Source organism: Roseovarius sp. S88 (assembly GCF_037023735.1).
Taxonomy (GTDB): Bacteria; Pseudomonadota; Alphaproteobacteria; order Rhodobacterales; family Rhodobacteraceae; genus Roseovarius; species Roseovarius phycicola.
In genome coordinates this window covers 3,368,730-3,393,541 of the sequence record NZ_CP146069.1, presented here as the reverse complement: position 1 = coordinate 3,393,541, position 24,812 = coordinate 3,368,730, and the positions used below count along the sequence as shown (strand labels likewise).

Genomic DNA, 24,812 nt, shown 5'->3' with positions numbered 1-24,812 from the left:
AATTCTATTCCAGCACTTGGAAATACATGTTGAAGAATTTCAAAGGACCTGACCAATGACACATACCATACTGCACATCGACGCATCCGCTCGGACCGAAGACTCTGTGACGCGGGATTTATCGGCGCGCCTTGTGGCGCAAAACCCTGAAGCCAAAGTGATCATCCGCGATCTCGCCGCCGCGCCCCTGCCGCAGATTACCGAGGATTGGGTGAATGCCAACTTTACGCCTGTTGATGCCCGCACGGAGGTGCAGAAAGCAACTTTGGAACTGTCAAACAACCTGGTGGATGAGCTTCAAGCGGCCGATACATTGATCATCGGCTTGCCGATCTATAATTTCGGCGTGCCTGCAGCTATGAAAGCCTGGATTGATCTGATTGCACGGGCCGGGCTGACCTTCCGCTATACAGAAAATGGCCCTAAGGGATTGTTGGAAGGGAAACGTGCGATTGTTGCGGTGGCTTCAGGTGGCACCAAAACCGGATCCGAGATTGATTTTGCAACACCCTACATCCGGCATGTGCTCGGGTTTGTTGGGATAACCGATGTGGCAATTGTTGCAGCAGATCAGATGTCAGTTGACGCAGAGGCGAGTCTGGCACGCGTTGAGGCGGAGATTGAGGCGCTAGCTGATGCAGCATGAGCGAGTTTGGAGAGGGTGGGCGCATCGCTCACCCACACCAAAACCTCACAATCTCGTTTCGACTGTTGAGGTCGATGTTCAGTCGTTTTGGATTATATTCGGTTGTTACAATTCCGCCCGGAGGGATTATGCGCACCGGATTGGGCCATGCGGCTTCGTTGAATGCGCTGACGGGTTCACCCACAAGTCCTGCATTTTCAGCCACGCCGCATTCGTCTGGTCCGGCCTCTTCAAGTCTTGGAGGGGCGTCTGCTTCCACTTCCGCTGAGCCGCAGCCTGTCAGGACCAAACTCAATCCTGACGCTACTATCAATGACATGCGCATGTGACTGTCCTTCTTTAGTTGACCACAGTCTTGTGCCAAATGCGCCTTGCCACAACCCCAATGTGCCCAGTCTATTGAAATGATGCGCGGTTTCGCCCAAAGTCGGCAAAAGACTCTGGGAGGACAGATAGATGCGCACCACCGCCGCCGTGGCCCTTGAGGCCGGAAAACCAATGGAAATCATGGAAGTGAACCTAGATGGCCCAAAGGCTGGAGAAGTGCTTGTTGAAATAAAGGCGACGGGGCTGTGTCACACGGATGACTTCACGCTTTCGGGCGCTGATCCGGAAGGCGCCTTTCCCGCGATCCTAGGCCATGAGGGTGCGGGTGTTGTGGTCGAAGTGGGGCCGGGTGTAACCTCTCTGGAAGTGGGCGATCATGTGATCCCACTCTACACGCCGGAGTGCCGCGAGTGCGAATACTGCCTTAATCCCAAGACCAACCTGTGTCAGGCGATCCGTTCGACACAAGGACAGGGCGTGATGCCTGATGGCACGTCGCGGTTCTCCATGCTCGATGGGACGCCCATCTTGCACTACATGGGCTGTTCGACCTTCTCGAACCATACGGTCCTGCCAGAGATTGCTCTGGCCAAGGTGCGTAAGGACGCGCCGTTTGACAAGATTTGCTACATCGGTTGTGGCGTGACCACAGGCATTGGCGCTGTGATGAACACCGCCAAGGTCGAGATTGGCTCGCGCGGAGTGGTGTTTGGTCTCGGCGGTATTGGTCTTAATGTGATTCAGGGTCTCCGCCTGGCCGGTGCGGATCAGATCGTGGGCGTTGACCTCAACCCGGCGAAGGTTGAAATGGCGACAAGGTTTGGCATGACGGATTTCGTGAATCCCAAGGATGTTAAAGGCAGCCTCGTGGACCATCTGGTCGAGTTGACCGGCGGCGGGGCAGATTATTCCTTCGATGCCACAGGCAACGTGCAGGTGATGCGCGACGCGCTGGAATGCGCGCACAAGGGCTGGGGAGAAAGCGTGATCATCGGTGTGGCACCCGCCGGTGCCGAGATTTCCACGCGTCCGTTCCAGCTGGTCACAGGTCGGGTCTGGCGCGGCACGGCCTTCGGCGGCGCACGCGGGCGGACTGATGTGCCCAAGATCGTTGACTGGTACATGGACGGCAAGATCGAGATTGACCCGATGATCACCCACACCATGCCATTGGAAGACATCAACAAGGGCTTTGATCTGATGCATTCAGGTGAAAGCATCCGCTCGGTGGTGGTGTACTGAGATCACATGAGCCACCTGCTTTGATGGTCTCTCAGCGAGATAACAAACCCTTGTCTCGACAGCCGTTTTGCGACGCGATAACACGTGGCCATTGGAACAGTCTTTTGGGGTTCGAATGACGCAGTTTACGCGCCGTGCTTTCTCTCTTTCTTTGGTCTCAACGGCCGCTCTCGTAGGCTGTGCGACACCACCTGTTCATGCTCCTGATGAGGTCAGCCGCCTGGCCAATGGGATCACGGCGTTGAACCCGTCGATCGATCCCGCCGAGGCGCTGCGCGCTGCCGATATCGGCATCAACTATCCCAAGGTTCTGCGCCAACAGTATGGCGTCACGGACTCAGCTATCGTGCACAACATAAAAGTAAATGCAGGATCGCGCCCGCGGGGGCTGTGCTGGCATTGGGCGGAAGATATGCAGAAGCGCCTGGAGCAGGAAAATTTTCAGACGCTGATCACCCACCGCGCCATCGCCAACGCGCACACGCGGCTTCTCATTGATCATTCGACGGTGATCGTGTCCGCTGTCGGGGATGAATTTGACGAGGGAATGGTTCTAGACCCGTGGCGCTTTAGCGGCATTCTTTACTGGGCACCAACCTTGCAGGATGAAAAATACACCTGGGTGCATCGGCAAGAGGTGTTCGCCTGGAAACGCGCGCGAGGTATTTTGAAAGCGAGTGATCCGTCGTCAGAGCCGATCCCGACAAGCTAAATCCTGTATTGCACAGTTATGTGTGCAGCAACGCACTTGCATCGGCGGTGAAGGCCGTTACCTCTTGGGCAACGCACGTATCAATGAGGAAACGCCCCGATGAGCGATGATACCTATACCCCCCCGAAGTCTGGACCTGGGAACAAGAGAATGGCGGCACGTTTGCGTCGACCAATCGTCCTATCGCCGGGGCAATGCATGACAAAGAGCTGCCGGTAGGCAAGCATCCGTTTCAGCTTTACTCGATGGGCACACCCAATGGGGTGAAGATCACTGTGATGTTCGAAGAGCTTCTGGCGGCTGGGCACGATGCGGAATATGACGCGTGGCTTATTAGGATTGGCGATGGGGATCAGTTCGGGTCAGGCTTTGTTGAGGTGAACCCAAACTCAAAAATACCCGCCCTCGTGGATCGTAGCGGAGCCGAGCCTTTGCATGTGTTCGAATCTGGTTCGATCCTCATCCACTTGGCAGAGAAATTTGGGGTGTTTCTTCCTTCATCAGGCCCGGAACGCACGGAGGTCATGAACTGGCTGATGTGGCAAATGGGGAGCGCGCCGTATTTGGGCGGCGGCTTTGGTCACTTCTACGCCTATGCGCCTGAAAAATGGCAATACCCGATTGACCGCTTTGCCATGGAAACCAAGCGTCAGCTTGACGTGCTCGACAAGCGCCTTGCGGACCGGCCCTACATCGCGGGGAATGACTATAGCATCGCCGATATGGCGATTTGGCCCTGGTACGGGAACTTGGCGCTTGGGCGGCAGTATAACGCTGGAACGTTCCTGTCCGTGCATGAGTACAAAAACGTTGTGGCCTGGGCCGAGAAAATCCTCGACCGCCCAACGGTTCAACGCGGCCGCATGGTGAACCGGACTATGGGGGATCCATCTGAGCAGCTCTGGGAACGGCATGACGCGTCGGACTTTGAGACGCAGACACAGGATAAGATCGGCGAAAACGCCTAAGTGAGTTTTACTTTGGGTTGTAGTCAGGCAGAGTGATCTAAAGGAGATTGCCTATGCCTGACGACCCAAAGCTTTTGGCGGTGTTGATTGATGCGGATAACGTTCCTGCAAAACACGCTGATGCGATTCTACGCGAAGTGACCAAGTACGGAGAACCGGGTTTGCGACGCGTGTATGGGGATTGGTCTGATGCTCGTCTCTCTGGATGGAGCAAAGCGGCGCAGGAACTGGGCTTAGTCCAGCATCAGCAGTCAGCTAATACCAAAGGTAAAAACGCGTCTGATATAGGCTTAGTGATTGATGCGATGGATATTCTGCATACTGGTCACTTTGACGAGTTTGTCTTGGTGTCTTCCGACAGTGATTTTACTCGACTGGCCAGTCGTATCAGGGAAAGTGGATTAACAGTAAACGTAATCGGTGAACGTAAGACGCCGAGCGCGTTAAAGAATGCCTGTAACCGATTTGTAGCAATCGAAACTATATCTCAGAAACCTGTCGATAAGAACACTGATGCTTTGAAAAAAGAAGCCAAAATACTGATTTTAAGGGCGATCGAAAAGATAGATTTAGATGTAGAGTGGTATCCTTTGAATAGAATAGGCCAGTTAATTAGAGCAGATAAACCAGATTTTGATCCCCGCAACTATGGTCATACGAAGCTCATTGACATGGTCAAAACCATTAAAGGTTTTGCAACAAAAACCGAGGGCGAAACGAATGTGTACATACAATGCGAGAAATAGGTTTTAGGCTCTCAAAACACCCCCATACTCAACCCCGCACCAAACGCCTGGCCCAGATCACGGCACGGGGCGAGCTGTTCGTTCGTTAACTTCTTCTCCGCCAATATGGCGTCGGGCGTCTGCGCATGGGTACACACGATGATCGGCTCTTGGATGACTTTCAACCGCCACCCTGTGGCGATCCGGGCGATCTGGCGGACGGCGTTTTCGCCGTCTGACCCGGCACAGACCATTTGGGCGTAGGGGCGGCCTTCGATCTTGCCCAAAACAGGGTAGTAGCAACGATCAAAGAAATCCTTCATGACGCCGGATATGGCGGCCAGATTCTCCGGTGCGCAGAAGATATAGCCCGAGGCTTGCAAGAGGTCTTCGGGTGTGGCCTCTGCCGCTTTGACAAGCGTTGTCGTGATCTCGGTCTCTGCGGCCTCAGCGGCAGCCTGTGCCATTTGGCGGCTGCCGCCGGTGCGGGAATGATAGACGATCAGCAGCTCTGACATCGGTCTGCCGCGTCCCTCGGGTTAGTTCATCAGCCCGGCAAAGCGCAGCCCATCATCCACCATAGCGCGCGTCTCGTCACTAAGCCCTGTGAGAGGTGAGCGGACTTCCTCGCCGCACAGACCAAGCCGAGACATGGCGTATTTTGCACCTACAAGGCCTGGCTCTGTGAAAATGGCCTTGTGAAGGGGCATCAGGCGATCCTGAATTTCCAGTGCCTTGGCATAGTCGCCGGACAACGTGGCGTTCTGGACGTCAGCTACCATTTTTGGCGCCACATTCGCGGTAACCGAAATGACGCCGACACCGCCCTGGGCATTGAACCCATGTGCGGTCGCGTCTTCGCCGGAAATCTGGCAAAACTCCGTGCCGCACGTCATGCGCTGCTGGCTGACGCGGGCCAAATCGCCGGTGGCATCCTTGACGCCGACAATCCGGGGCAGATTGGCCAACTCGCCCATGGTTTCAGGTGTCATGTCAACGACCGAGCGACCGGGTATGTTGTAGATAATGATTGGAAGCTCACAACAATCGTGCAGCGCGGTGAAGTGGGCGATCAAACCGCGTTGGGTCGGTTTGTTGTAGTATGGCGTCACAACTAGTGCAGCATTCGCACCGACTTTTTCGGCGTGTTGCATGAATCGGATGGATTCTACCGTGTTGTTACTGCCTGCGCCAGCAATCACAGGCACACGGCCAGCGGCAGCGCGCACGACTTCTTCCACCACTTTTTCGTGTTCTTCGTGGCTCAGTGTTGGGCTTTCACCAGTAGTTCCAACCGGCACAAGCCCATGACTTCCTTCACCAATATGCCACTCAACCAGCTTCTTGAGCGTATCAATATCCAGTTCGCCGTTCTTGAACGGCGTGACCAAAGCAGGAAAAGATCCTTTGAACATGATACGCTCCTTTCTATGTCTAGCCGTAAGCGGTTTAACACTTGGGTTGGTGTATTGACATGTCCCGTTCGGGCCATGCCGGTGCCATCTTTCTGCCAAGCAAGTGATTAGACTGTGTCTGATTGTCTGCTTAGGCTGGCGTTGTCTATCGTCTGTGGTTGGGAAAATGCAAGAGATGTTGCGTACCCTGAGCCTTGTTTTTGCTGTTCTTGTGCTGACACCCCCGGTGTTGGCTGGAGAACCTGCGCCTGTTGGTCCGCGCCCTTTGTCCAGTGCCTTTGACGCAATGCAAGCGGGGCGGTGGAGTGTCGCTACACGTCTTGCGGAGCGCAGCGGACCGGGTGCTGCGGCACTGATCGAGTGGCACAGGTTGCGGGAAGGTTATGGATCACAGCAAGACATACTGAACTTTCTCGAGGACCATCCGGATTGGCCGGGTCTTGAATTGCTGCGTCGCAAGAGCGAGTTGACGATTGCGCAGGGTGATCCAAAGTCTGTCATCGCCTTTTTTGAGAACAGTGCGCCGCAGTCGGGGCGTGCCGCCCTTGGCTTGGCCGAGGCGTTGCGCGCCGAAGGGCGAGAGGGTGATGCGGAAGTCGCTGTTGTTCTGGCATGGCGCACGCTTGACCTGACCACGGATGAACACAACGCTTTCATGAAAGATTGGGCGGAACTGCTGAAACCGCATCACAAAGCACGGCTCGATATGGCACTTTGGCGTGGACTGCGCGACGTGGCCTTGATGTTGCCTTTGGTGGATGACGAAACGCGTGCTTTGGCTGAGATCCGGCAGAGTATTGAGGCAGGGAAAACTGGCGCGCTGAAGCGTCTTGAAAAGCTGCCCAAGAGTGCCAAGAGCAATCCGCATGTCGCCTATGCCCTCTTCAATCGGCACATCAAACGAGGTGAGCGCGACGAAGCCATAAAGATGATTTTGCGCCAGAGCCGCGAGGCCGATGGTCTTGGGCAAGCCGAGCGCTGGGCAGGGTGGCGTCGGGAGTTGGCGCGCGACCGAATGCGCGATGGCGCTGCGCAAACGGCGTATGACTTGGCTGCTACGCATGGTTTGGTGGAAGGGTCTCATTTCGCTGATCTGGAATGGCTGGCGGGGTTCATCGCACTGACTGATCTGAATGATCCAGAGACAGCGGTCGCACATTTCCAACGCTTTATGGATAAGGTTGAGACGCCGATCTCGCTGGGTCGCGCTGGGTATTGGCTTGGGCGCGCGCAAGAGGCCATGGGCAACGCGGAGGGTGCCGCGCTGGCTTATGAATTAGGGGCGCTGCACCAAACAAGCTTTTATGGTTTGCTTGCCGCGGAACGCGGCGGGTTTCCGTCGGACCCTGAGTTGGTCGGAGATGAGGAATTTCCCGACTGGCGCAAGGCCGAGTTTGCCAAGCGTGATGTTTTCCAAGCTGGGTTGCTGGCCTACGCGAATGGGCGCCAGAACCTTGCGGAACGGTTCTTTCGACATCTTGCTCTTGACCTGAACCGAACCGAGTTGGGGCAGTTGGGCGATGCGATGGCCGCGCTTGGTTCTGAACATCTACAGGTGATGGTGTCGAAAACGGCCGCTATGCGCGGCGTGGCATTGCCGGGACCTTACTATCCGTTGCATCCTCTCAAGTCGTTAAAGTTGCCAGTGCCGGCGGAATTGTCATTGGCCATTGCGCGTCGAGAAAGTGAATTTGACCAAACTGTCACCAGTGGCGCAGGAGCTATGGGGCTGATGCAGCTTATGCCAGCCACGGCGGCTGAGATGGCACGGGCCATTGGCGCCACAGGCCACAACCGCGCTCGAGTTTTCGAGGATTGGAAATACAACGCAAAGCTTGGGGCCGAATATCTAGCGCGTATGGCTCAGAGATTTGACGGAAACATCGTGATGATGGCCGCAGCCTACAATGCGGGGCCATCGCGCCCATCTCGGTGGATGTCACGGTTTGGCGATCCGCGCAGAGGCGGGGTTGATGTGATCGACTGGATCGAACACATCCCTTTCAACGAGACACGCAACTACGTCATGCGTGTGGCGGAAAGCCTGCCGGTGTATCGCGCGCGGCTTGGACGTGACCCGCACCCTGTACCGTTTAGCCAGGAACTGACCGGGTCCACGTTTTCCGCGGCTCTGGATTAGACCCTCAGTTTGTTGAGTGATCCGAATGGTCGCTATGGTCAGAATGATCATGCGACTTGGCCTCGCCATGGCGTTTTTCGACCTTAAAGACGACGTCCAATTCGCCAGCTTTTTCAAACACCAGCGTGGCAGGAATTTCTTCACCTTCTTCAAGCGGATCACCATCAAGCCCCATGAACATTACGTGAAGCCCACCAGGTTCCAAAAGTACGGTGTCACCTGCAGGGATGTCGATTGCTTCAAGATGAATCATCTTAGCGATGCCATCCTTCTCTTCGGTCGTGTGAAGCATCACGCGCGGGAAGTCCGCTTTGACTTCGAGCAGCCGGTCGGCGTCTTCATTGTCGTTGGTTATGGCCATGTAACCAGCGCCCGCTTTCGCGGATTTAGATGTTTCAAATGCCATTGGGTGAATCACTGAGACGCCATTGACTGAATGCTCATGGGCAAGGGTCGGTGAGGTAAAAAATGCTGCCATGGATACGGCGAGGAGGGTTTTTTTAAGTATCATATCAGTCTCCTGACGGGTCTGAGTTTCAGATATTTTTTGGAAAGTCTTTTCCGCTGTTCTCTGGTTCAAGGCCGGATACCTGTACCAGGATTCGATGAAGCGAATTCACATGTTTTTTGAAATCAGGTGGAAAGCGGAGGCGCGCGCGCCTCTGAGGGAAGGTAGGCTTGGTGCGCTTGCAGGACCAGCGCGGTTGGAAGGATCACAAGATACTGGGCATCAGCCACCCAAAATGGGGGGTGTTGGCCGCCAGCTCAAGCGCTGTGCTTACGCCAAAATACGGGCAAGGGTCTGTGTAGAGGCCTTCGTTGTCTTCCAGCGGCAGGCCAGTATCTGTGTCAACATATATGATCTGTCCATTCACGCAGAGCGCGATTTGGCCTTCCTCGGGCGCGGCCAAAACCAATGGCTGCGCAACAACGCGCAGGGCCAGAAACCAAACAACCACGAAGGTCAGAATGATCTGTCCGATTGATTTTGTCTGGCGTCTCACCGCGACTCCTATTGTCGAACTCTGTCAGCCTGAGTGCTTTTGTCGGATTTGTCAGCAGGCCTTAATGCCGCATGGCCTACGAGCTGACCCTTTGTCGCCAAAGGGTAAAGAGACCGGCGGCAACGATCAGCGCAGCGCCAATGGCTACGTTGGTCCGGATTGTCTCGGCAAATATACTGACTCCGATAATGCTGGCGAAGACAAGCTGCAGGTAAGCAAAAGGCTGTACCGCGCTGGCCTCGGCCACTTCGTAGCATTTGATGAGTGTGTAGTGTCCCGCGGCTCCGGTGATGCAAAGTGCGCCCATCCAAATCCAATCATTTGAGCTCATGGGTTCCCAGAACCAGATGCCAATGCAGGACATTGCGATGGCGCCCATAATTCCAGTCCAGAAAAAACTAGTTGCGGCGCTGTCCTTGCGGGCAACGAAGCGCGTCAACAATCCGTAAAGCGCAAACATCAGGGCAGAGGCGACTGCGATCGTGGCTTCGGGGCGGAAGACGCCAAACCCGGGCTCCAGGATGATCAGCACGCCGACAAAGCCCACACCAATGGCGGCCCACCGCCGCCAACCGACCTTTTCGCCAAGCACAGGCCCGGATAGGGCGGCGATTAGGAGAGGATAGCATGCGAAGACCGCGTGGCTCTCGACCAATCCCAAATAGGTGAAAGCTGCAACCATGACGCATATCTCAGCCGCCAGAAGAATACCCCGAAAGGCTTGCACCACTGGTTGTTCCGTCTGCGCCGCGGCACGCATACCACCGGCTTTGCGGCTGGCGACTGTCATCACGAAGGCGGCGAAGAACCAATAACGGATCATCACCACCATAAGCACATTGTACTCGCGTGCGAGATGCTGAGATATGCCGTCCTGTACGGCGAAAATGAAGGTTGTGGTGACCATCATCAGAATGCCAAGGCGGGTGTTTTGTTCTGCCATGTTCAGATCCTGACAGCGCGGGTCATGTGGCGTTTACGACCAAAGCCGGGGGAGCGCGTGACGTCGAAACTCGCCGCTTCCAAGGCTCGGCGCACATGTCCGGCGGCAGTGTATGTGGCTGCAGTGCCACCTGAGGCAGTGTGGTGCCCAACAGAAGAGATCAAAGCATCCCCCCACAATTCAGGATTTTTGGCTGGCGAAAATCCATCGAGATACCAGGCATCCGCGATGGCATCCCAGTTTTCTAGTGTTTGGCGAGCGTCCCCTGTGATCATTTGGAAGTACAGATCGGGTAGGGTGAATGTTGTCTTCTCCCAATGTGGCGCAAGTTCTTGGGCTATGTTGCGCAGTTCCGGAAAGGCAGACTGCGCGCGGACCATTTCGTCTCGCGATAAGGGATAGGCCTCAAATGTTGTGTAATACAACGTGCCCTTTGTGCCCGATGCGCGCCAGGCGTCCATTGTGGCCAAAAGATTAAGGCCCGTGCCAAAGCCCAGTTCTGCCACGTGAAACCCATCGCAGAAACGCTCTGGCAGCGCGTTGCCTGCCAAAAACACATGCTGTGTTTCCGCCAGCCCGTTGTCGAGGCTGTAATAGGGATCATCGAATCTCGCGGAAACCGGTACGTCCCCATCCCGCCACTCAAGATCTGACTGCTGGTCCTGCATTGCGGGTTGAGCTACCTGTCGTTCCGAACAGATCGACCATGCCGCCGCCTTTGGGAAATGACAATGCCAGACGTGACCATCCTTGGTGCCGGAATCTTCGGCCTCTCAATAGCATGGTTCTGCCGCCAAAAAGGTGCGTCTGTTCGAGTGATTGACCCCAATGGACCTGGGTCCGGGGCATCCGGCGGGGTTGTCGGAGCCTTAGCTCCGCACGTGCCAGAAAACTGGAATGAGAAAAAGGCGTTTCAACTCGACAGCCTTCTGATGGCTGAGGAGTTTTGGAGCAAAATTGAAACTCTGTCTGGTCACTCGTCGGGGTATGCGCGAAGCGGTCGTGTACAACCGATCAATGATGAGCGAACACTTGATTTGGCGCGCGCACGGGAAGTCTCAGCAAATGAGCTATGGGGCGAACATGCGACCTGGCAGGTTGTGGGCGAGGATGCCGTGCCACTCGCGCCTCGTTCTAAGACCGGGTTCTATATCCACGATAGCTTGTCCGCCTCGTTGCATCCGCGCCACGCGTGCTACGCCTTAACTGAGGCACTCAAGAAGAAAGGCGTTAGCGTCGTTGCAGACAGCAAAGCACAGGGTCAAGTCATCCATGCCACTGGAGCGCACGGCTTGACAGAACTATCGAATGGAATCGGTTTCACCGTGGGAAACGGGGTCAAAGGTCAGGCCGCTCTTTTGGATTTTGCAGCAAGTGGAGCGCCACAGGTTTTTGCGGACAGCTTGCATGTGATTTTTCACAAAGACGGAACGACTGCAGTCGGCTCAACTTCGGAAAGAGAGTTCATGGACGCCCACTCTACAGATGAGCAGTTGGATGAGATTGTTTCGCGTGCGCGATATGCCGTGCCTGCACTTTCTGATGCGCCTGTCATCGCACGCTGGGCAGGTCTAAGGCCTCGTGCCAAGTCGCGGGCGCCAATGCTCGGACGTCACCCGCTTTATCAAGGTCAATTTATCACAAATGGCGGTTTCAAGATCGGTTTCGGCATGGCCCCGAAGGTGGGGCAGGTGATGGCTGATCTTGTGCTTGATGGGAAAGATTCAATCCCGCAAGAATTTAAGCCCGAAGCGTCACTTCCCACAGGATGGATCATGCGAAACTAGTACTTAGCTGGCTTGCGCCTGCATGCACTGCCGCCCGTCCGGTCCACGCACCCAGCAGGTGCCATCTTCTCGCCAGCACAGCGTTGCTTTTTCGTGGTGAATCAAAGGACTTGTGGCGCGAAAGGCAAACGATGCGAGCCGTCCTAGTTTGCGTTCGGCCAAAAGCATCAGCATTTGCGCCAGAAGAGGACCGTGCACGACCAGACCAGTATAACCTTCGATCTCCTTGGCGTAAGTTTCGTCGTAGTGTATCCGGTGCCCGTTGAAGGTCAGGGCGGAATAACGAAACAGCATTGTGCTATTTACCGAAAAGGTTTCCGAGTGGGTTTCGTCAGTCCGCGCCACTGGCGGCACAGGTTTCGATCCTGACCCTTCGTCTTCACGATACACGAGGTCCTGATGCTCGGTCACGGCACATTCGCCCTCTTGCCAAATCTCATGACGCATCTTGACAAAGGCCAGCGGTCCGCTGCGCCCTTGCTTTCTCTCTGCTTTTGCAGTCGAGCTGCGTCTTTCGGCGAGGTGTCCGAGGATGAGTGGTCGTTTGAACTCCAATTGGCCACCGGCCCACATCCGACGCGGCAATCCCATATCTGGAACCAGCTCTCCCAATTTTGGATGGCCATCGCGTCCGAGGTCTTTGGATGGCTTTGGATCCCAGAAATAAACTTGGTGGAAGAAGGGCGGAAGACTATCACCACTGTTCAGATTGGGAGAACTGCCAAGTGTGGCCTGTAATGCCCGCGCGCGTGCGGTGTCCATAACGTCCTGAACGGATTGCGTCTCTATTCTCATGCTGTCAGGTTAGGGCGCACTCAGAGCCGGAGCAATCTTGAAATGCCACTGCAAATTCAATCGCTTGATCATATTGTGTTGACGGTCAAAGACATCAGCACAACCGTCGAGTTTTACCAAGCTTTGGGCATGTCGGTGCAGCGATTTCAACCAGCGGATGGGACGGAGCGGACAGCGCTCTCATTTGGGTCGCAAAAGATCAACTTGCATCAGGCAGGGGCGGAATTTGAGCCGAAAGCTGCTGCGCCGCTACCGGGGTCCGCGGATTTGTGTTTTCGGACGCAGACGCCTTTGGATGAATGTGCTGCGCATCTCCAGGCATGCTCAATTGAGATCATTGAAGGGCCGGTTCCGCGTACTGGTGCAACTGGACCACTTAAGTCGATCTACACCCGTGATCCCGACGGAAATCTGATTGAGATTGCGAACCAAACCGAGTTTTGAAGCGTGCTAAGCGATGGCCCCCCGCAGCGCTTCCATGCGTTCGTCTACCAGCTTCTGATAGGTTTCGGATGTTAGTCGACCATTCTCATCAAACTGTTTTGACGCATCGGCCACCATGATGGCTGGGCCAAAGACAAAGCGCACCTGAAACTGGGACAGACAGCTCAACGTCATGAAGAGCGCGGTTTCTCCGCCTGTGCGCCCTGCGGCAGCCGACATCACGACTGTGGGTTTGTGGCGAAGAGCAGGCATATCGATGCGGCTGAGCCAATCCAGAGCGTTCTTCAATGCACCGCTGATACCCTTGTTGTATTCAGGACTGCCTATCAGCAGCGCATCCGCTCTTCGAATTTGTTCTGCAAACCTATGCACAGATTTCGGGGCGCCATCGGCGTCTTCGTCATCCCCGTTGTAGATAGGAAAAGTGATGTCCGCTTCGGTGACGCCCGCTGGACCAAACGCTTGTGCGGCCACGCGCAAAAGCGCGCGATTGTAGGATGCCTTGCGGAGTGATCCCGAAATCAAAAGCAGGTTTGGTTCAGACATACGGCCCTCGTTCTTTGATGCGGATTTCAAGGTAAATTGAGGCATGGACCTAAAACGACAAGAAAATTCGGTTTGTATTTTGGATTCTGCACAAAAAAAACGCCCTGCCAAAGCAGGGCGCATTTCGTCTTGTGCATGCTCAAAAAGTTACCAGTCTGTTGGACCTTTTTCAGCAAAGACATTTACGAGAAAATCAATAAACGCGCGCACCTTGGGCTGTGTGAAGCGCCCTGGAGGATAGACCGCATAGATGCCTTGGGTTTCGACCGGCAGGTCCGGTATGACGTCAACAACTTGACCGTCTTTCAGGGCGCTGGAATACAGGAAGCTTGGTAGGTAAGCGATGCCCAGACCCGAGATTGCTGCATTCAGAAGTGACTGTCCGTCATTCACCGACAGACCACCAGCGGTGCGCACTTGACGCTTTTCACCTGACGGCGCGGTCAGTTTCCAAACTGAGCCGTTGGATTGGCTGGAATAATGCAGCAGTTTATGCTCGTTGAGGTCATCGATTTTCGCAGGCCGACCGTGCTTTTCTAGATAAGCAGGGCTTGCGATCATACGTTTGTTGGTCTCGGTCAGCTTGCGAGCGCGCAATGTGCTGTCTTCGAGCTCGCCAATCCGGATGGCCATGTCAAAGCCTTCGGAAATAAGCTCAACATAGCGATTGTTCAGAACCATATTGACCGTAATGTCCGGATAGTCGTCTAAAAATTGACCCAAAACAGGGCTCAAGTGATTGACGCCAAAATCGGTTGCAACGGAGATGCGCAAGAGCCCGGATGGGTCTGATTGCATTGAACTGACAAGTGCGTCTGCTTCACCTGCATCGTTCAGAACACGCAAAGCACGGTCATAATATGCCAAACCAATTTCGGTCGGGCTGACTCGGCGCGTGGTCCGATTCAGAAGGCGGGCACCGAGACGCGCCTCGAGCGAAGAGACGTGTTTCGACACGGCAGACTTGGAGATGCCCATCTTTCGCGCGGCGTCCGTGAATCCCCCTTGATCCACAACCGTTGCGAAGGCCTCCATTTCGGTAAGGCGATCCATACTCGATACCTCTGTGAAGTCTTTTGATCTGAACCGTGTATCGCTTCTAATTCGGGCACAACTGCGGCACCCACTCGACAATATCTGGGTTTGTCTGAGGCTATTCAGGATCAAACCCAGTAAAGGTTTTCAGGCGTTTTCAGCCTTGAATGCGTCTCGAAAGGCAGCCGCCGCATCCTCAAGGCCGGTCTCATCCCCCGGCCCAACCAGCAGAATTCCGAATCCATCTTGAGTCCAGCTATATGTGTCCAGCCCATGCAATTCGGCGAATTCTATCCTATCGGTTGTTTGGTTGCCCGTTTCCACAATGCAAAGGGCAACCGGCCCCATGTCTGTCGTTAAAAACGTAAGTTGAGCCAGCGGGCGACCTTTGAACCCGAGTTCCTGTGCGCGCACAAAATCAAGGCCTTCGATCTCAGGCAAAGTCGCAACATTAAAGCCAAGCTTGCTGGACAGACGCACGAGGCTCGCGTTTTGTTCTGTTTGCGAAACGTTGCTCAAAGACAGGGTCTCGGTGACATAAAGCGACTGGTAATTGGCCACCACATCCTTCCAATCCGAACCAGCAGAAGATGGAAAAGAAGATGTCAGCCCCCAAGTCAAAAGTGCGCCCGCCGCCATTGAAGCCACTGCAACACGCAGGTTCCGTGATGGCTCGCGTGAAGGAATGTCCATTTCCGGCGGTGCTGGTGCCAAAGACAACATACTATCCATGGCCGCTTTGTAATTGACGCTGGCCTGAACCATGCGATCGTGACGTTGACGCAGGTTCGCATCTGACTTCAATGCGGCTTTGATGCGCCCGGACAGCTCTTTTCCCGCTTCCTTGTCAATAAAGCGAGTCAGATCGTCATCTGAGAAATCTGACTTCTGCGTCATGCGTCGGTTCCTGTGGCGGCTTCCATTTGTGTCGCAAGCGTTTTTCGCGCGGCTGATATTCTGCTCATCACTGTTCCAGGCGGAATGTCCAGCATATCCGCCGTTTCAGCATAAGTATAACCTTCCACGAACACCAAAAGCGCTGTGACTCTTTGGGCTTCGGGCAGGGCATTCATCTTCTGAAACACTTCACGCGCCATAATATTCGTTTCGGTGGACGGAATTTCTGCGGGGTGCTGGTCATCTGCATTGGCAGAGAAGGATTCTGTTTGCCGGATCGCATCGCGCCGCAATTCGTTCAGCCAAAGCCGCCGGGCCATGACAAAAAGCCAGCGGTCCAGATGCGTGCCGGGTGTGAATTGATCCGCCTTTTCCAAAGCACGCAGACAGGTCATCTGCGCCAGATCATCTCCTAGCGCTCTCTGCCCGGTCAATGCCACACAAAACCGCCAGAGCCGGTCAAAGCATGCTGGAATGCCGTCACGAACCGCCTGGTGCGGATCTTTTTTGCCCCAGAGGCGAATAGAACCATCTCCTTAGGTGTTACCGAAGTATTGCGAGTGAAGCGCAAAGAACTGAAGCAGACAAGGGAGGACTCCTATGAAACTCATCACGAAAGCAGCAGCAATTGTTGCACTCACGGCCTCAATGGTGCTGGCGGAACGCACAGCAGCGCCCGAAGGTGCGGAAGTGTATTTCATCGATCTTGACGACGGTGCGACAGTCTCTTCGCCTGTCAAAATCAAATTTGGGCTGTCCGGCATGGGCGTGGCACCAGCCGGTACTGAAAAGGAAAACACCGGGCATCACCACATCTTGCTGAACCGACCGCCTCTTGGTGAGGGTCCAGACGGAGCCGAAGAGTTGGAATACGGATTGCCCGCGGACGAAAACCACATCCACTTTGGCGGTGGACAAACCGAGGTGTCTCTCGACCTGCCTGCTGGAACGCACACGTTGCAGCTTGTTCTGGGCGATCTGAACCACGTTCCACATGATCCGCCGATCACAACAGACGTGATTTCAATCACCGTGGAATAAATTTCAAAGCTTAGCGGCCAGGCGCGTGCCTTGGTCAATTGCGCGCTTGGCATCCAATTCGGCGGCCACGTCTGCGCCGCCGATGACATGGCAGGCCACGCCTTTTTCCTCTAGCGCATCGGCCAGACTGCGGTCGCTGAGCTGACCGGCGCAAAGAACGACCGTATCCGCCTCAATGGTGCGTGGGTTTTCTCGTGTTTCTCCGGTGGAGACCATTAGACCTGCGTTGTCGATGCTCTCATAGTTCACACCACCGATCATTTCGACACCCTTCATCTTGAGCGCAGCTCGGTGAATCCACCCTGTGGTTTTGCCCAAGCGCTTACCCGGACGCTCGGCCTTGCGCTGAAGCAGAGTGACTTGACGCGCGGGCGCGTCTGGTTGCGGGCCTTCTGGCGCGAGGCCACCGGGTGTTTTGGCTGGATCTCCGACGCCCCATTCCTCTTTCCATTCCTCAAGGTTTTCGGTGGGGCTTTCGCCTTCATGGACGAGGAATTCGGCCACATCGAAACCGATGCCGCCGGCGCCAACAACCACCACGCGCTTGCCCACCGGTTTTTTGTGGCGCAGCACGTCGATGTAAGAGAGCACGTTGTTCCCATCCTGACCGGAAATCTCCGGGTCACGCGGAACGACACCAGTGGCAATCACCACCTCGTCAAAACCAGTAAGGTCTTCGGCTGTGACTTCCAGGCCCAGTTTCAATGTTACACCAGCCTCTTTGACCATCACTTCGAACCAGTCAACGAGGCCAAAGAACTCTTCCTTTCCCGGCACCTGTTTGGCCATGTTGAGTTGACCCCCAATCTGCGTGTCGCGATCAAAGAGTGTTACCTTATGCCCGCGCTGGGCGGCTGTAATTGCGGTGGATAGCCCGGCAGGGCCTGCACCGACAACTGCAACAGTCTTTGTGGCTTGTGCTGGCTCAATCACCAATTCCGTTTCGAAGCAGGCGCGAGGGTTGACCAGGCAGCTTGAAATTTTGCCGGAGAACGTATGATCGAGACAGGCTTGGTTGCAGGCAATACAGGGCGCGATGGTCTCGGCCCGACCTTCGATGGCTTTTTTGACAAATTCGGCGTCCGCAAGGAATGGCCGTGCCATCGAGACCATGTCAGCGCACCCCTCGGCGAGAACTTCTTCGCCCACTTCTGGTGTGTTGATGCGGTTCGAGGTGATCACAGGAATACTCACGTGTCCCATGAGCTTTTTGGTGACCCAGGTGAAAGCCGCACGAGGCACCGAGGTTGCAATCGTGGGAATCCGCGCCTCATGCCAGCCTATGCCGGTGTTGATGATAGTGGCCCCGGCCTTCTCGATTTCCTTGGCAAGCTGAATGACCTCGTCAAAAGTTGACCCATTTGGGACAAGGTCAATCATCGACAGGCGGTAGATGATGATGAAATCCTGTCCCACGGCTTCGCGCGTCCGCCGCACGATTTCAATCGGCAAACGCATGCGGTTTTCATAGGATCCGCCCCACCGGTCTTCACGCTTGTTGGTGTGCTGTACCAGGAATTGGTTGATGAAATATCCCTCGGACCCCATGATCTCGACGCCGTCATAACCCGCCTCGCGGGCCCGCTCCGCTGCTGTTACGATATCGGCGATTTGCTTTTCGATACCTTCTTCGTCCAGCTCTTTAGGTGGAAAGGGAGATATCGGTGACTTGATCGACGAGGGTGCGACGCATTCCGGCCCGTAGGCATAGCGTCCGGCGTGCAGAATCTGCATCGCAATTTTGCCATCCGCCTCATGCACCCTGTCGGTGACGATCTTATGGTTGGCAATGTCCTCATCCGAGAAAAGCCCCGCCGCACCGGGAAATACACCACCTTCGCGATTTGGAGCCATGCCACCGGTGACCATAAGGCCCACGCCGCCTCGCGCACGCGCTGCGTAAAACTCGGCTACCCGATTCCAGTCCTTGGTTTCTTCCAGCCCGGTATGCATCGAACCCATAAGAACGCGGTTTTTCAGCGTGCTATGGCCAAGGTCAAGCGGGGCAAGAAGATTGGGGTACTGAGTCACGAGATCGCCTCCTGAAGTTTACGTGCACCATGATTGGGTAAGGCAAACTTGTCACGTCAGACGCTGCGTAAAGACATCAAGTTAGTTCGCTGACGCAGCCCAATCCCAATACATGTCGCGCACCCTGCGTGTGACTGGGCCAATTTGATAGTTGGTGTCATCAAACGCCGTCACCGGCGTGACCTTCATCATATTGCCAGACAAAAAGATCTCGTCGGCGCCGTGGAAGTCATCGAAAGACATCACCTCTTCATGAACGGTCACGCCGTCCGCGCGCAGGTTTTCGATATGTCGCGCCCGTGTGATCCCGGCAAGGAACGTTCCATTGGGAACCGGCGTGAAGACCTCACCATCCTTGACGGCAAAAACATTAGCCGTTGCGGCTTCGGCTACGTTACCAAGCGCATCGGCAACCAAGGCATTGGTAAATCCTTTGTCTCGCGCCTCGGCCAGCATGCGCGCGTTGTTGGGGTAAAGACAGGCTGCCTTTGCATTGACCACCGCATCCTCCAAAACAGGGCGGCGGAACCTCGTTTGTGTGAGGGTGGCGGACATGTCCGGCGTGGCCATGGGGATTTCTTCCAGGCAGATCGCGAATCCTGTCTCGCCGCCTTCTTTCGGCACAATAGCTGACATGCCGCCTTCGATAGCCCAATACATTGGCCGAATATAGACGGCGGCGTCTGGAGCGTAGAGTTTCAGCCCCTCTTTGACGATCTCGACCATCTCATCAGGTGTCACCGTAGGCGTAACCATCAATGCGGCAGCAGAGGCATTCACCCGCGCACAGTGTTTATCCAGATCAGGGGTCAGACCATTGGCCAGACGTGCGCCGTCAAACACATTGCTGCCCAACCACATGCCATGGTCCGCAGCACGCATCAACGGCACGTCGCCCTTATGCCATGTGCCGTCATAATAGGTGTGGATGTTGGTGCCGGTTGCCATGATCGCCTCCCTTTGCGCGCCACCCTAGGGCGTGCGCCGGGAGGCGTCCAGAGCGATCAAACTGCCTTTGCCAAAAGGGCTTCGATATCCAGCCGCGTATTGACCATAGCAAGCCTGCCATCGGTGTCGCGGGGCCATTCGGGCTCGGGTTTATCACGATAAAGCTCGACGCCGTTTCCATCAGGGTCGGAGATGTAGACTGCCTCACTTACACCGTGATCCGCAGACCCTTCGATGGCAATGCCCGCGGTGATTACCTGTTTCAGAGCTGTCGCCAGAGACGCACGGTCCGGGTAAAGAAAGGCTGTATGATATAGCCCGGTGTGGCCTTTAGGCGGGGGTGTACCACCTGCAGACTCCCAAGTGTTAAGACCGATATGGTGGTGATAGCCGCCCGCAGACAGGAAGGCCGCGCCGGAGCTCATGCGTTGCTGTAGTTCGAACCCCAGAACGCCCGAATAAAATGCGATGGCACGGTCGAGGTCGGCGACCTTGAGGTGCACATGACCGATGCTGGTTTGAGGGTGCGTGACATGGGACATGAGAGGCTCCTTGCTTTGCTTTGAGCCTATGTGGTGCTGGCAGGGCTTATGTGCAATTCGGCAAAGTTTCTCAGAAAGCGTGCTTTTATGCACATTGGAACTTTAGCCTGCGGCCCACTTGATTGAGCACCCCATCGAAGCGATCTGATCCTGAGGTCCGTTGCCCGTTTCTGCTACCTGTTTCATGGCTTCGTAAAGATCACGCCGTAGGTCCTCTGGTCCCGCCTGCGCACGTGAGGCGTCGAGACGCCCCCGGTACTGCAGACCCATCGAAGCGTTGAAGCCAAAGAAATCTGGAGTGCATGCGGCATCATATGCGCGCGCAACCGATTGGTCTTCGTCATGCAGATAAGGGAACGGGAAGTCATGATCTTCGGCCATCCGTTTCATGTTCTCAAAACTATCCGCCGGATAAATCACGGCATCATTTGAGCAAATCGCAGCCACGCCGATGCCAAGCTTTTGCATGTCACGCGCATCGCGGATGATGCGGTCCAGAATGGCCAGAACAAAGGGGCAATGATTGCAGACGAACATGATCAGCGTGCCGTTTTCACCAGCGACGCCTGAGAGCGTGTGTGTGGCTCCATCCGTTCCTGGGAGCGCAAAGTCCGGCGCAGGCCAGTCAAAATCACATACCGGGGGCATCATAGCGACCATCAGGTTTTCGCTCCGACCATACCGACGATCTCGTATGTTTTTTGCAGAATGGGTGTCGCAATGGCGCGGGCGCGCTCGGCCCCATCGTCGAGAATTTTGTCGATCTCAGTGGTATCCTGCATCAGGCGTGCCATCTCGGTGGAAATAGGCGCAAGTTTGTCCACGGCCAGATCGGCCAGCATCGGCTTGAATGTGCCAAATTGCTGCCCTCCGACGTCGCGCATCACGTCGTCGACGCTTTGCTCAGAAAGCGCGGCGTAGATGTTCACCAGGTTGCGCGCCTCAGGGCGCTCTTCGAGACCTTTTGCCTCAGAAGGCAGCGGCTCGGGGTCTGTCTTGGCTTTGCGGATTTTCTTGGCGATGGCGCCTGCATCATCCGTGAGGTTGATGCGGCTCATATCCGACGGATCGGATTTTGACATCTTCTTGGACCCGTCGCGCAGGCTCATGACACGGGTGGCTGCCCCTTCGATAACAGGTTCAGTAATTGGGAAGAATTCAACGCCAAAGTCATTGTTGAATTTGATCGCGATGTCGCGGGTGAGTTCCAGATGCTGTTTCTGATCCTCGCCCACAGGCACATGGGTTGCGTGATAGGCAAGGATATCGGCAGCCATCAATGCCGGATAGGCAAAAAGACCAAGCGAGGCGTTTTGCGCATTCTTGCCCGCCTTGTCCTTGAACTGCGTCATGCGCTGCATCCAACCCATGCGCGCCACACAATTGAAGATCCAGGCCAGTTGTGTGTGCTCGGGCACCTGGCTTTGGTTGAAGAGAACGGACTGCTTAGGATCGAGACCCGACGCGATGAACCCGGCGCAAAGCTCTCGCGTGGCATGGCGTAGCTTGTCCGGGTCCTGCCAGACGGTGATGGCGTGCAGATCGACCATGCAATAGATCGTTTCAAACTCTGATCCCTGCATTTCAACAAAGCGCTTCATCGCGCCCAGGTAATTGCCAAGCGTCAGGCCACCCGAGGGTTGGATGCCTGAGAAAACACGGGGTGTGTGGACCACCTCGGTCATGGGTCTCTCCGTCTGGATTTCTGTGCTTGCCTCGCTTACTTGTGCGTTCAGGTGCCGTCAAGGAGAGCTGCCATGTCCGAGTTTCGCGAACCCAGTCCGGTGAATTCGGTTCCACCCCTAATCCTGGCTATTGCACTGTTGATCATGGGGGTCGAGGTGGTGTTTCAGATGGGCAATCGGGGACTGCTTGGTGGACCAGATGCGATCGGCTGGCGGCTTGAGGCGATCCGGGACTATGCGTTTTCCAACCGAGGGTTGGCCTGGATGCTGGAAACCGGAGAAGTTCGGTTTGATTTCGCGAAGCGGTTAGTGACCTATCCGTTCCTGCACAGCACCTTAATGCAGGCCCTTTTTGCGGCCGTGATGACATTGGCCTTGGGCAAATTCGTCGGCGAACGCATGGCGCATTGGGCAGTATTCGTGCTTTTCTTTGCATCTGCCGCTGGGGCTGCGGTCATCTACGGCCTGGTCTTGCCAGAAGGGCCTGGATTGATTGGCGCGTTTCCAGGTGTGTATGGACTCATTGGGGGGTTTACTTATCTGATCTGGTTGCAATTGGGCCAGCTTGGAGAAAACCAAACGCGCGCGTTTTCACTGATTGGGTTCCTGATGGGCATTCAGCTCATTTTTGGCGTGATGTATGGCTCAGACAGCCGATGGCTGGCGGATGTCATGGGCTTTGCAATCGGATTTTTACTGTCCTTCCTTTTGGTTCCAGGAGGGTTCCGCAATATCCATGACAAGCTGCGTCAAAGGTAAAACGTCCGGTCTTTGATCCTGAATATTAGGTTGAGACAGGACGTTTTAGCTCACCTGCGGCGTAGAGTTTCACGCAACTCTGACATCCGGAAGGCTCCAAACAGACGGCCCGCTGCAAAGTAACTCAAGACACCCAAGGTGATCAGAACCAAAAGCGCCAACCACCGCCAGCCGCCCAGTCCGAAAAAGGGTGTCAGTGAGACGCCGACCGCCCACAGGACGCACCCCATAACGGCGGATGCCAGAATGATGCGCCAGATCCTTTGGCGAAATCGTGTGTCAAAGCGTGCAACTTCGCCATAGCGCCGCGCCCCGAAGTGCAGCAACACGACCATAACCCAAGCGGCGACTGTCGTGGCAATGGCGGCCGCAACCCAACCGATGTAAAAAGCCAGTCCAATGGCCAGCGCCGCGTTCACAACCATCGCGACTACCGCATAGTGGAACGGGCGCCTCGTGTCTTCCCTGGCAAAGAATAGCGGTTGTTGAATTTTTTGCAGCACGAATGCAGGGAGCCCAAGCCCGTAAATCGCAACAGCGGTTGCCGTGGCCGCCGTGTCGTCAGTGCCAAATGCGCCACGTTCAAACAAGACTGAGACGAGCTGCAAGGGAACAATCATCAATGCCACGGCTGCGGGGATCGTCAGCGCCAATGACAACTCGCCCGCGCGCGAAAATGCCCCTCGCGCGCCATCCTGATCATCGGCTCGCAAGCGACGTGCAAGGTCCGGCAATAGGACAATACCAACAGCAATGCCGACCACACCCAAAGGGAGTTGATAAAGCCGGTCTGCGGCATAGAGCCAGCTGACCGCTTTTTCGGTGTTGGACGCCACGAGCTGACCCACGAGCAAGTTGATCTGGACAACACCGCCTGCCAATGCTGCGGGAAGAGCCACGCGCACGAGTTGTGCCATTTCCGGCGTCCATCTGGGCCGCTGTGGTCTGACCCGCAACCCGGCTCGGTCAGCCGCATGCCAGACCAATGCAAGCTGCGCCACACCAGCAAAAGGAATGGTCCAGATCAGTGCGTTGGCGACTTTGCCGCCGATAAGCCATGCGACCGACATGGCCGAGATGAGCATAATGTTGAGAAGTACGGGCGCCGCTGCGGCGGCTGCAAACCGCCCCGATGCATTCAGAACACCAGACAGCAGGGCCGCCAGCGAAACGAATAGAATGTAGGGAAAGGTAATACGTGCAAAATCAATCGTGATGTCAAACCGCGCGTCACCGTAGAACCCTTCGGCTGTCACATAGACCAGCGCTGGCATAAAGACCATCGCAAGCCCCGTGAGAACCAAGAGAACAAGGCTGAGACCGGATAACGCAAGGCTCGCAAATCCCAAGGCGTCTTCACCGCCTTCCATGCGCTTGGCAAACATGGGTACAAAAGCCGCGTTGAACGCCCCTTCGGCAAAGAAGCGACGGAACATGTTCGGAAGACGGAACGCTGCGACATAGGCATCCATCAATACGCCGGGACCCAACAGGTTCGCGATGATGACGTCGCGCACGAACCCCAACAATCGACTGAGCAAGGTCCAACCGCCCACGGTCAATATGCCAGAGAGAAGGCGGATGGGTTTCATACGTTTGCCTGCGTCCTGCGTTCGTTCCCGAGGAGTAGCCGATTGACTGAAATTGGGAAAGAGGGCGTAGATAGAACACAGCACGCCCACGCTCGTGCCCGCCATAACAAGCGAAGCGTTGGCGAGGCCGACTTTGTCTCGCTAGTGCGAACCGTTAGCTGTTTTTCTGGCGAATACCTTCGGCGCGGCACACGTCATCAGCTTCGCGCACGGACATGTTATCGGGCCGGTCAATGGCACGATCCCAAAGCACGCGCTCTTTTGTGTAGAGCTGGCAAGTCACGATGCCCTTTGCGGTTTTCACCTGCACTGGAGTGGTCTCATAGCTTCGCGGATCGCCGGTGCATCCCGCCAGAACCAGGGCGGAAACACCGCAGAGTGTTACTGTCTTAAACATTGCCATTTTTACTATTCCCTATAGCTCTTTGAGCAGCCGCGAGCGTGAGCAACCCAAGCTTCGCGATGTGTTGTGGTTAGGTTGAGTTTCACTTTCGGGCAAGATGCAACGACTGAAATGTTGAAATCTAGCGGGAATTTGAGCGAAAATTCACCGTAAACCTCAGATTTTGTTAACCTTTGGTGTTTTGA

General features: G+C 55.5%; 28 protein-coding genes and 1 pseudogene. 10 read left to right on the top strand and 19 right to left on the bottom strand.

All coding sequences use genetic code 11. The annotated features are described in order from the left end of the window. Window positions 1–55 precede the first annotated feature (55 nt). Window positions 56–646, top strand: a complete 591-nt coding sequence (locus RZ517_RS17200) for an FMN-dependent NADH-azoreductase (RefSeq protein ID WP_338549346.1) — start codon at window positions 56–58, stop codon at window positions 644–646. A gap of 28 nt (window positions 647–674) precedes the next feature. Here the strand turns inward: RZ517_RS17200 and RZ517_RS17195 are convergent, their stop codons facing one another. Further along, window positions 675–971, bottom strand: a complete 297-nt coding sequence (locus RZ517_RS17195) for an I78 family peptidase inhibitor (protein ID WP_338549345.1) — start codon at window positions 969–971, stop codon at window positions 675–677. A 131-nt stretch (window positions 972–1,102) separates the two neighbouring features. Between RZ517_RS17195 and RZ517_RS17190 the strand changes: the two genes are divergently transcribed. The 4 genes and pseudogenes from RZ517_RS17190 (at window position 1,103) to RZ517_RS17175 (ending at window position 4,641) form a co-directional block, all read left to right on the top strand. Further along, the gene (locus RZ517_RS17190) at window positions 1,103–2,215 is read left to right on the top strand and encodes an S-(hydroxymethyl)glutathione dehydrogenase/class III alcohol dehydrogenase (RefSeq protein WP_338549344.1); all 1,113 of its coding nucleotides are present in this window, start codon (window positions 1,103–1,105) and stop codon (window positions 2,213–2,215) included. A gap of 115 nt (window positions 2,216–2,330) precedes the next feature. Further along, window positions 2,331–2,927 (top strand): hypothetical protein, encoded by a 597-nt coding sequence (locus RZ517_RS17185; RefSeq protein ID WP_338549343.1) that lies wholly within the window; start codon window positions 2,331–2,333, stop codon window positions 2,925–2,927. A 99-nt stretch (window positions 2,928–3,026) separates the two neighbouring features. Then, window positions 3,027–3,895, top strand: a pseudogene (gene yghU, locus RZ517_RS17180) (glutathione-dependent disulfide-bond oxidoreductase). A 53-nt stretch (window positions 3,896–3,948) separates the two neighbouring features. Next, a complete protein-coding gene (locus RZ517_RS17175; protein WP_338549342.1) occupies window positions 3,949–4,641 on the top strand; it encodes an NYN domain-containing protein in 693 nt (230 codons plus the stop codon). Window positions 4,642–4,652: 11 nt separating this feature from the next. Here RZ517_RS17175 and RZ517_RS17170 read toward each other — a convergent pair whose 3' ends face one another. Then, the gene (locus RZ517_RS17170) at window positions 4,653–5,138 is read right to left on the bottom strand and encodes a flavodoxin family protein (RefSeq protein ID WP_338549341.1); all 486 of its coding nucleotides are present in this window, start codon (window positions 5,136–5,138) and stop codon (window positions 4,653–4,655) included. Window positions 5,139–5,159: 21 nt separating this feature from the next. Next, window positions 5,160–6,035, bottom strand: a complete 876-nt coding sequence (gene dapA, locus RZ517_RS17165; RefSeq protein WP_338549340.1) for a 4-hydroxy-tetrahydrodipicolinate synthase — start codon at window positions 6,033–6,035, stop codon at window positions 5,160–5,162. A gap of 175 nt (window positions 6,036–6,210) precedes the next feature. On the opposite strand from dapA, the gene RZ517_RS17160 reads away from it, so the two are divergent. Then, the gene (locus tag RZ517_RS17160; RefSeq protein ID WP_338549339.1) at window positions 6,211–8,175 is read left to right on the top strand and encodes a lytic transglycosylase domain-containing protein; all 1,965 of its coding nucleotides are present in this window, start codon (window positions 6,211–6,213) and stop codon (window positions 8,173–8,175) included. 4 nt (window positions 8,176–8,179) lie between these two features. Here the strand turns inward: RZ517_RS17160 and RZ517_RS17155 are convergent, their stop codons facing one another. The 4 genes from RZ517_RS17155 to mnmD all read right to left on the bottom strand — a co-directional run bounded on the left by RZ517_RS17155 (window position 8,180) and on the right by mnmD (window position 10,790). Then, window positions 8,180–8,686 carry a copper chaperone PCu(A)C gene (locus RZ517_RS17155; RefSeq protein ID WP_338549338.1) on the bottom strand — a complete coding sequence of 169 codons (507 nt, stop codon included), beginning with the start codon at window positions 8,684–8,686 and terminating at the stop codon, window positions 8,180–8,182. Window positions 8,687–8,888: 202 nt separating this feature from the next. Continuing rightward, on the bottom strand, window positions 8,889–9,179 hold the full coding sequence (locus RZ517_RS17150; RefSeq protein WP_338549337.1) for a hypothetical protein: 291 nt from the start codon (window positions 9,177–9,179) through the stop codon (window positions 8,889–8,891). 76 nt (window positions 9,180–9,255) lie between these two features. Then, on the bottom strand, window positions 9,256–10,122 hold the full coding sequence (locus tag RZ517_RS17145) for a DMT family transporter (RefSeq protein ID WP_338549336.1): 867 nt from the start codon (window positions 10,120–10,122) through the stop codon (window positions 9,256–9,258). Window positions 10,123–10,124: 2 nt separating this feature from the next. Then, window positions 10,125–10,790, bottom strand: coding sequence for a tRNA (5-methylaminomethyl-2-thiouridine)(34)-methyltransferase MnmD (gene mnmD, locus RZ517_RS17140; protein ID WP_338549335.1), 666 nt, complete (start codon window positions 10,788–10,790; stop codon window positions 10,125–10,127). A 63-nt stretch (window positions 10,791–10,853) separates the two neighbouring features. Between mnmD and RZ517_RS17135 the strand changes: the two genes are divergently transcribed. Continuing rightward, window positions 10,854–11,909, top strand: a complete 1,056-nt coding sequence (locus RZ517_RS17135; protein ID WP_338549334.1) for an NAD(P)/FAD-dependent oxidoreductase — start codon at window positions 10,854–10,856, stop codon at window positions 11,907–11,909. Window positions 11,910–11,912: 3 nt separating this feature from the next. On the opposite strand, the gene RZ517_RS17130 is transcribed toward RZ517_RS17135, so the two are convergent. Then, complete coding sequence (locus tag RZ517_RS17130) at window positions 11,913–12,704, bottom strand: FAS1-like dehydratase domain-containing protein (protein WP_338549333.1); 792 nt, start codon at window positions 12,702–12,704, stop codon at window positions 11,913–11,915. Between the two features lie 42 nt (window positions 12,705–12,746). On the opposite strand from RZ517_RS17130, the gene RZ517_RS17125 reads away from it, so the two are divergent. Next, on the top strand, window positions 12,747–13,148 hold the full coding sequence (locus RZ517_RS17125) for a VOC family protein (protein WP_338549332.1): 402 nt from the start codon (window positions 12,747–12,749) through the stop codon (window positions 13,146–13,148). A gap of 6 nt (window positions 13,149–13,154) precedes the next feature. On the opposite strand, the gene RZ517_RS17120 is transcribed toward RZ517_RS17125, so the two are convergent. From RZ517_RS17120 to RZ517_RS17105, 4 genes are all read right to left on the bottom strand, one after another. Continuing rightward, entirely contained in the window at window positions 13,155–13,694 is a 540-nt protein-coding gene (locus tag RZ517_RS17120; RefSeq protein ID WP_338549331.1) for an NADPH-dependent FMN reductase, read from the bottom strand. 147 nt (window positions 13,695–13,841) lie between these two features. Next, window positions 13,842–14,747 (bottom strand): LysR family transcriptional regulator, encoded by a 906-nt coding sequence (locus RZ517_RS17115; RefSeq protein ID WP_338549330.1) that lies wholly within the window; start codon window positions 14,745–14,747, stop codon window positions 13,842–13,844. Window positions 14,748–14,876: 129 nt separating this feature from the next. Then, window positions 14,877–15,626 carry a hypothetical protein gene (locus RZ517_RS17110; RefSeq protein WP_317056744.1) on the bottom strand — a complete coding sequence of 250 codons (750 nt, stop codon included), beginning with the start codon at window positions 15,624–15,626 and terminating at the stop codon, window positions 14,877–14,879. After that, window positions 15,623–16,066, bottom strand: coding sequence for an RNA polymerase sigma factor (locus RZ517_RS17105; protein ID WP_338549329.1), 444 nt, complete (start codon window positions 16,064–16,066; stop codon window positions 15,623–15,625). Before RZ517_RS17105 ends, RZ517_RS17110 begins: the two co-directional genes overlap by 4 nt. 160 nt (window positions 16,067–16,226) lie before the next feature. Here RZ517_RS17105 and RZ517_RS17100 point away from each other — a divergent pair, with 160 nt between their 5' ends. After that, entirely contained in the window at window positions 16,227–16,667 is a 441-nt protein-coding gene (locus tag RZ517_RS17100) for a DUF4399 domain-containing protein (protein ID WP_422395550.1), read from the top strand. Between the two features lie 3 nt (window positions 16,668–16,670). On the opposite strand, the gene RZ517_RS17095 is transcribed toward RZ517_RS17100, so the two are convergent. The 5 genes from RZ517_RS17095 to trpS form a co-directional block, all read right to left on the bottom strand. Further along, a complete protein-coding gene (locus RZ517_RS17095) occupies window positions 16,671–18,698 on the bottom strand; it encodes an NADPH-dependent 2,4-dienoyl-CoA reductase (RefSeq protein ID WP_338549328.1) in 2,028 nt (675 codons plus the stop codon). Window positions 18,699–18,779: 81 nt separating this feature from the next. Next, window positions 18,780–19,646: a branched-chain amino acid aminotransferase gene (locus RZ517_RS17090; protein ID WP_338549327.1), complete on the bottom strand. Its 867-nt coding sequence runs from the start codon at window positions 19,644–19,646 to the stop codon at window positions 18,780–18,782. A 56-nt stretch (window positions 19,647–19,702) separates the two neighbouring features. Further along, a complete protein-coding gene (locus tag RZ517_RS17085) occupies window positions 19,703–20,188 on the bottom strand; it encodes a VOC family protein (RefSeq protein WP_338549326.1) in 486 nt (161 codons plus the stop codon). Window positions 20,189–20,290: 102 nt separating this feature from the next. Next, window positions 20,291–20,848, bottom strand: coding sequence for a thioredoxin family protein (locus tag RZ517_RS17080; RefSeq protein WP_338549325.1), 558 nt, complete (start codon window positions 20,846–20,848; stop codon window positions 20,291–20,293). Beyond that, window positions 20,848–21,873 (bottom strand): tryptophan--tRNA ligase, encoded by a 1,026-nt coding sequence (gene trpS / locus RZ517_RS17075; RefSeq protein WP_338549324.1) that lies wholly within the window; start codon window positions 21,871–21,873, stop codon window positions 20,848–20,850. The genes RZ517_RS17080 and trpS overlap by 1 nt, the downstream gene beginning before the upstream one ends. A gap of 72 nt (window positions 21,874–21,945) precedes the next feature. Between trpS and RZ517_RS17070 the strand changes: the two genes are divergently transcribed. After that, a complete protein-coding gene (locus RZ517_RS17070; protein ID WP_338549323.1) occupies window positions 21,946–22,632 on the top strand; it encodes a rhomboid family intramembrane serine protease in 687 nt (228 codons plus the stop codon). A gap of 50 nt (window positions 22,633–22,682) precedes the next feature. Here RZ517_RS17070 and murJ read toward each other — a convergent pair whose 3' ends face one another. Next, window positions 22,683–24,224: a murein biosynthesis integral membrane protein MurJ gene (gene murJ / locus RZ517_RS17065; protein ID WP_338549322.1), complete on the bottom strand. Its 1,542-nt coding sequence runs from the start codon at window positions 24,222–24,224 to the stop codon at window positions 22,683–22,685. Window positions 24,225–24,378: 154 nt separating this feature from the next. Continuing rightward, a complete protein-coding gene (locus RZ517_RS17060) occupies window positions 24,379–24,627 on the bottom strand; it encodes a hypothetical protein (RefSeq protein ID WP_338549321.1) in 249 nt (82 codons plus the stop codon). Window positions 24,628–24,812 lie beyond the last annotated feature (185 nt).

Excerpts from the sequence above, each read along its gene's own strand:
- RZ517_RS17200 (WP_338549346.1), top strand. The coding sequence starts at position 56 with ATGACACATACCATACTGCACATCGACGCATCCGCTCGGACCGAAGAC.
- RZ517_RS17195 (WP_338549345.1), bottom strand. The coding sequence starts at position 971 with ATGCGCATGTCATTGATAGTAGCGTCAGGATTGAGTTTGGTCCTGACA.
- RZ517_RS17190 (WP_338549344.1), top strand. The coding sequence starts at position 1,103 with ATGCGCACCACCGCCGCCGTGGCCCTTGAGGCCGGAAAACCAATGGAA.
- RZ517_RS17185 (WP_338549343.1), top strand. The coding sequence starts at position 2,331 with ATGACGCAGTTTACGCGCCGTGCTTTCTCTCTTTCTTTGGTCTCAACG.
- RZ517_RS17175 (WP_338549342.1), top strand. The coding sequence starts at position 3,949 with ATGCCTGACGACCCAAAGCTTTTGGCGGTGTTGATTGATGCGGATAAC.
- RZ517_RS17170 (WP_338549341.1), bottom strand. The coding sequence starts at position 5,138 with ATGTCAGAGCTGCTGATCGTCTATCATTCCCGCACCGGCGGCAGCCGC.
- dapA (WP_338549340.1), bottom strand. The coding sequence starts at position 6,035 with ATGTTCAAAGGATCTTTTCCTGCTTTGGTCACGCCGTTCAAGAACGGC.
- RZ517_RS17160 (WP_338549339.1), top strand. The coding sequence starts at position 6,211 with ATGTTGCGTACCCTGAGCCTTGTTTTTGCTGTTCTTGTGCTGACACCC.
- RZ517_RS17155 (WP_338549338.1), bottom strand. The coding sequence starts at position 8,686 with ATGATACTTAAAAAAACCCTCCTCGCCGTATCCATGGCAGCATTTTTT.
- RZ517_RS17145 (WP_338549336.1), bottom strand. The coding sequence starts at position 10,122 with ATGGCAGAACAAAACACCCGCCTTGGCATTCTGATGATGGTCACCACA.
- mnmD (WP_338549335.1), bottom strand. The coding sequence starts at position 10,790 with ATGCAGGACCAGCAGTCAGATCTTGAGTGGCGGGATGGGGACGTACCG.
- RZ517_RS17135 (WP_338549334.1), top strand. The coding sequence starts at position 10,854 with ATGCCAGACGTGACCATCCTTGGTGCCGGAATCTTCGGCCTCTCAATA.
- RZ517_RS17130 (WP_338549333.1), bottom strand. The coding sequence starts at position 12,704 with ATGAGAATAGAGACGCAATCCGTTCAGGACGTTATGGACACCGCACGC.
- RZ517_RS17125 (WP_338549332.1), top strand. The coding sequence starts at position 12,747 with ATGCCACTGCAAATTCAATCGCTTGATCATATTGTGTTGACGGTCAAA.
- RZ517_RS17120 (WP_338549331.1), bottom strand. The coding sequence starts at position 13,694 with ATGTCTGAACCAAACCTGCTTTTGATTTCGGGATCACTCCGCAAGGCA.
- RZ517_RS17115 (WP_338549330.1), bottom strand. The coding sequence starts at position 14,747 with ATGGATCGCCTTACCGAAATGGAGGCCTTCGCAACGGTTGTGGATCAA.
- RZ517_RS17110 (WP_317056744.1), bottom strand. The coding sequence starts at position 15,626 with ATGACGCAGAAGTCAGATTTCTCAGATGACGATCTGACTCGCTTTATT.
- RZ517_RS17100 (WP_422395550.1), top strand. The coding sequence starts at position 16,227 with ATGAAACTCATCACGAAAGCAGCAGCAATTGTTGCACTCACGGCCTCA.
- RZ517_RS17090 (WP_338549327.1), bottom strand. The coding sequence starts at position 19,646 with ATGGCAACCGGCACCAACATCCACACCTATTATGACGGCACATGGCAT.
- RZ517_RS17085 (WP_338549326.1), bottom strand. The coding sequence starts at position 20,188 with ATGTCCCATGTCACGCACCCTCAAACCAGCATCGGTCATGTGCACCTC.
- RZ517_RS17080 (WP_338549325.1), bottom strand. The coding sequence starts at position 20,848 with ATGGTCGCTATGATGCCCCCGGTATGTGATTTTGACTGGCCTGCGCCG.
- trpS (WP_338549324.1), bottom strand. The coding sequence starts at position 21,873 with ATGACCGAGGTGGTCCACACACCCCGTGTTTTCTCAGGCATCCAACCC.
- RZ517_RS17070 (WP_338549323.1), top strand. The coding sequence starts at position 21,946 with ATGTCCGAGTTTCGCGAACCCAGTCCGGTGAATTCGGTTCCACCCCTA.
- murJ (WP_338549322.1), bottom strand. The coding sequence starts at position 24,224 with ATGAAACCCATCCGCCTTCTCTCTGGCATATTGACCGTGGGCGGTTGG.
- RZ517_RS17060 (WP_338549321.1), bottom strand. The coding sequence starts at position 24,627 with ATGGCAATGTTTAAGACAGTAACACTCTGCGGTGTTTCCGCCCTGGTT.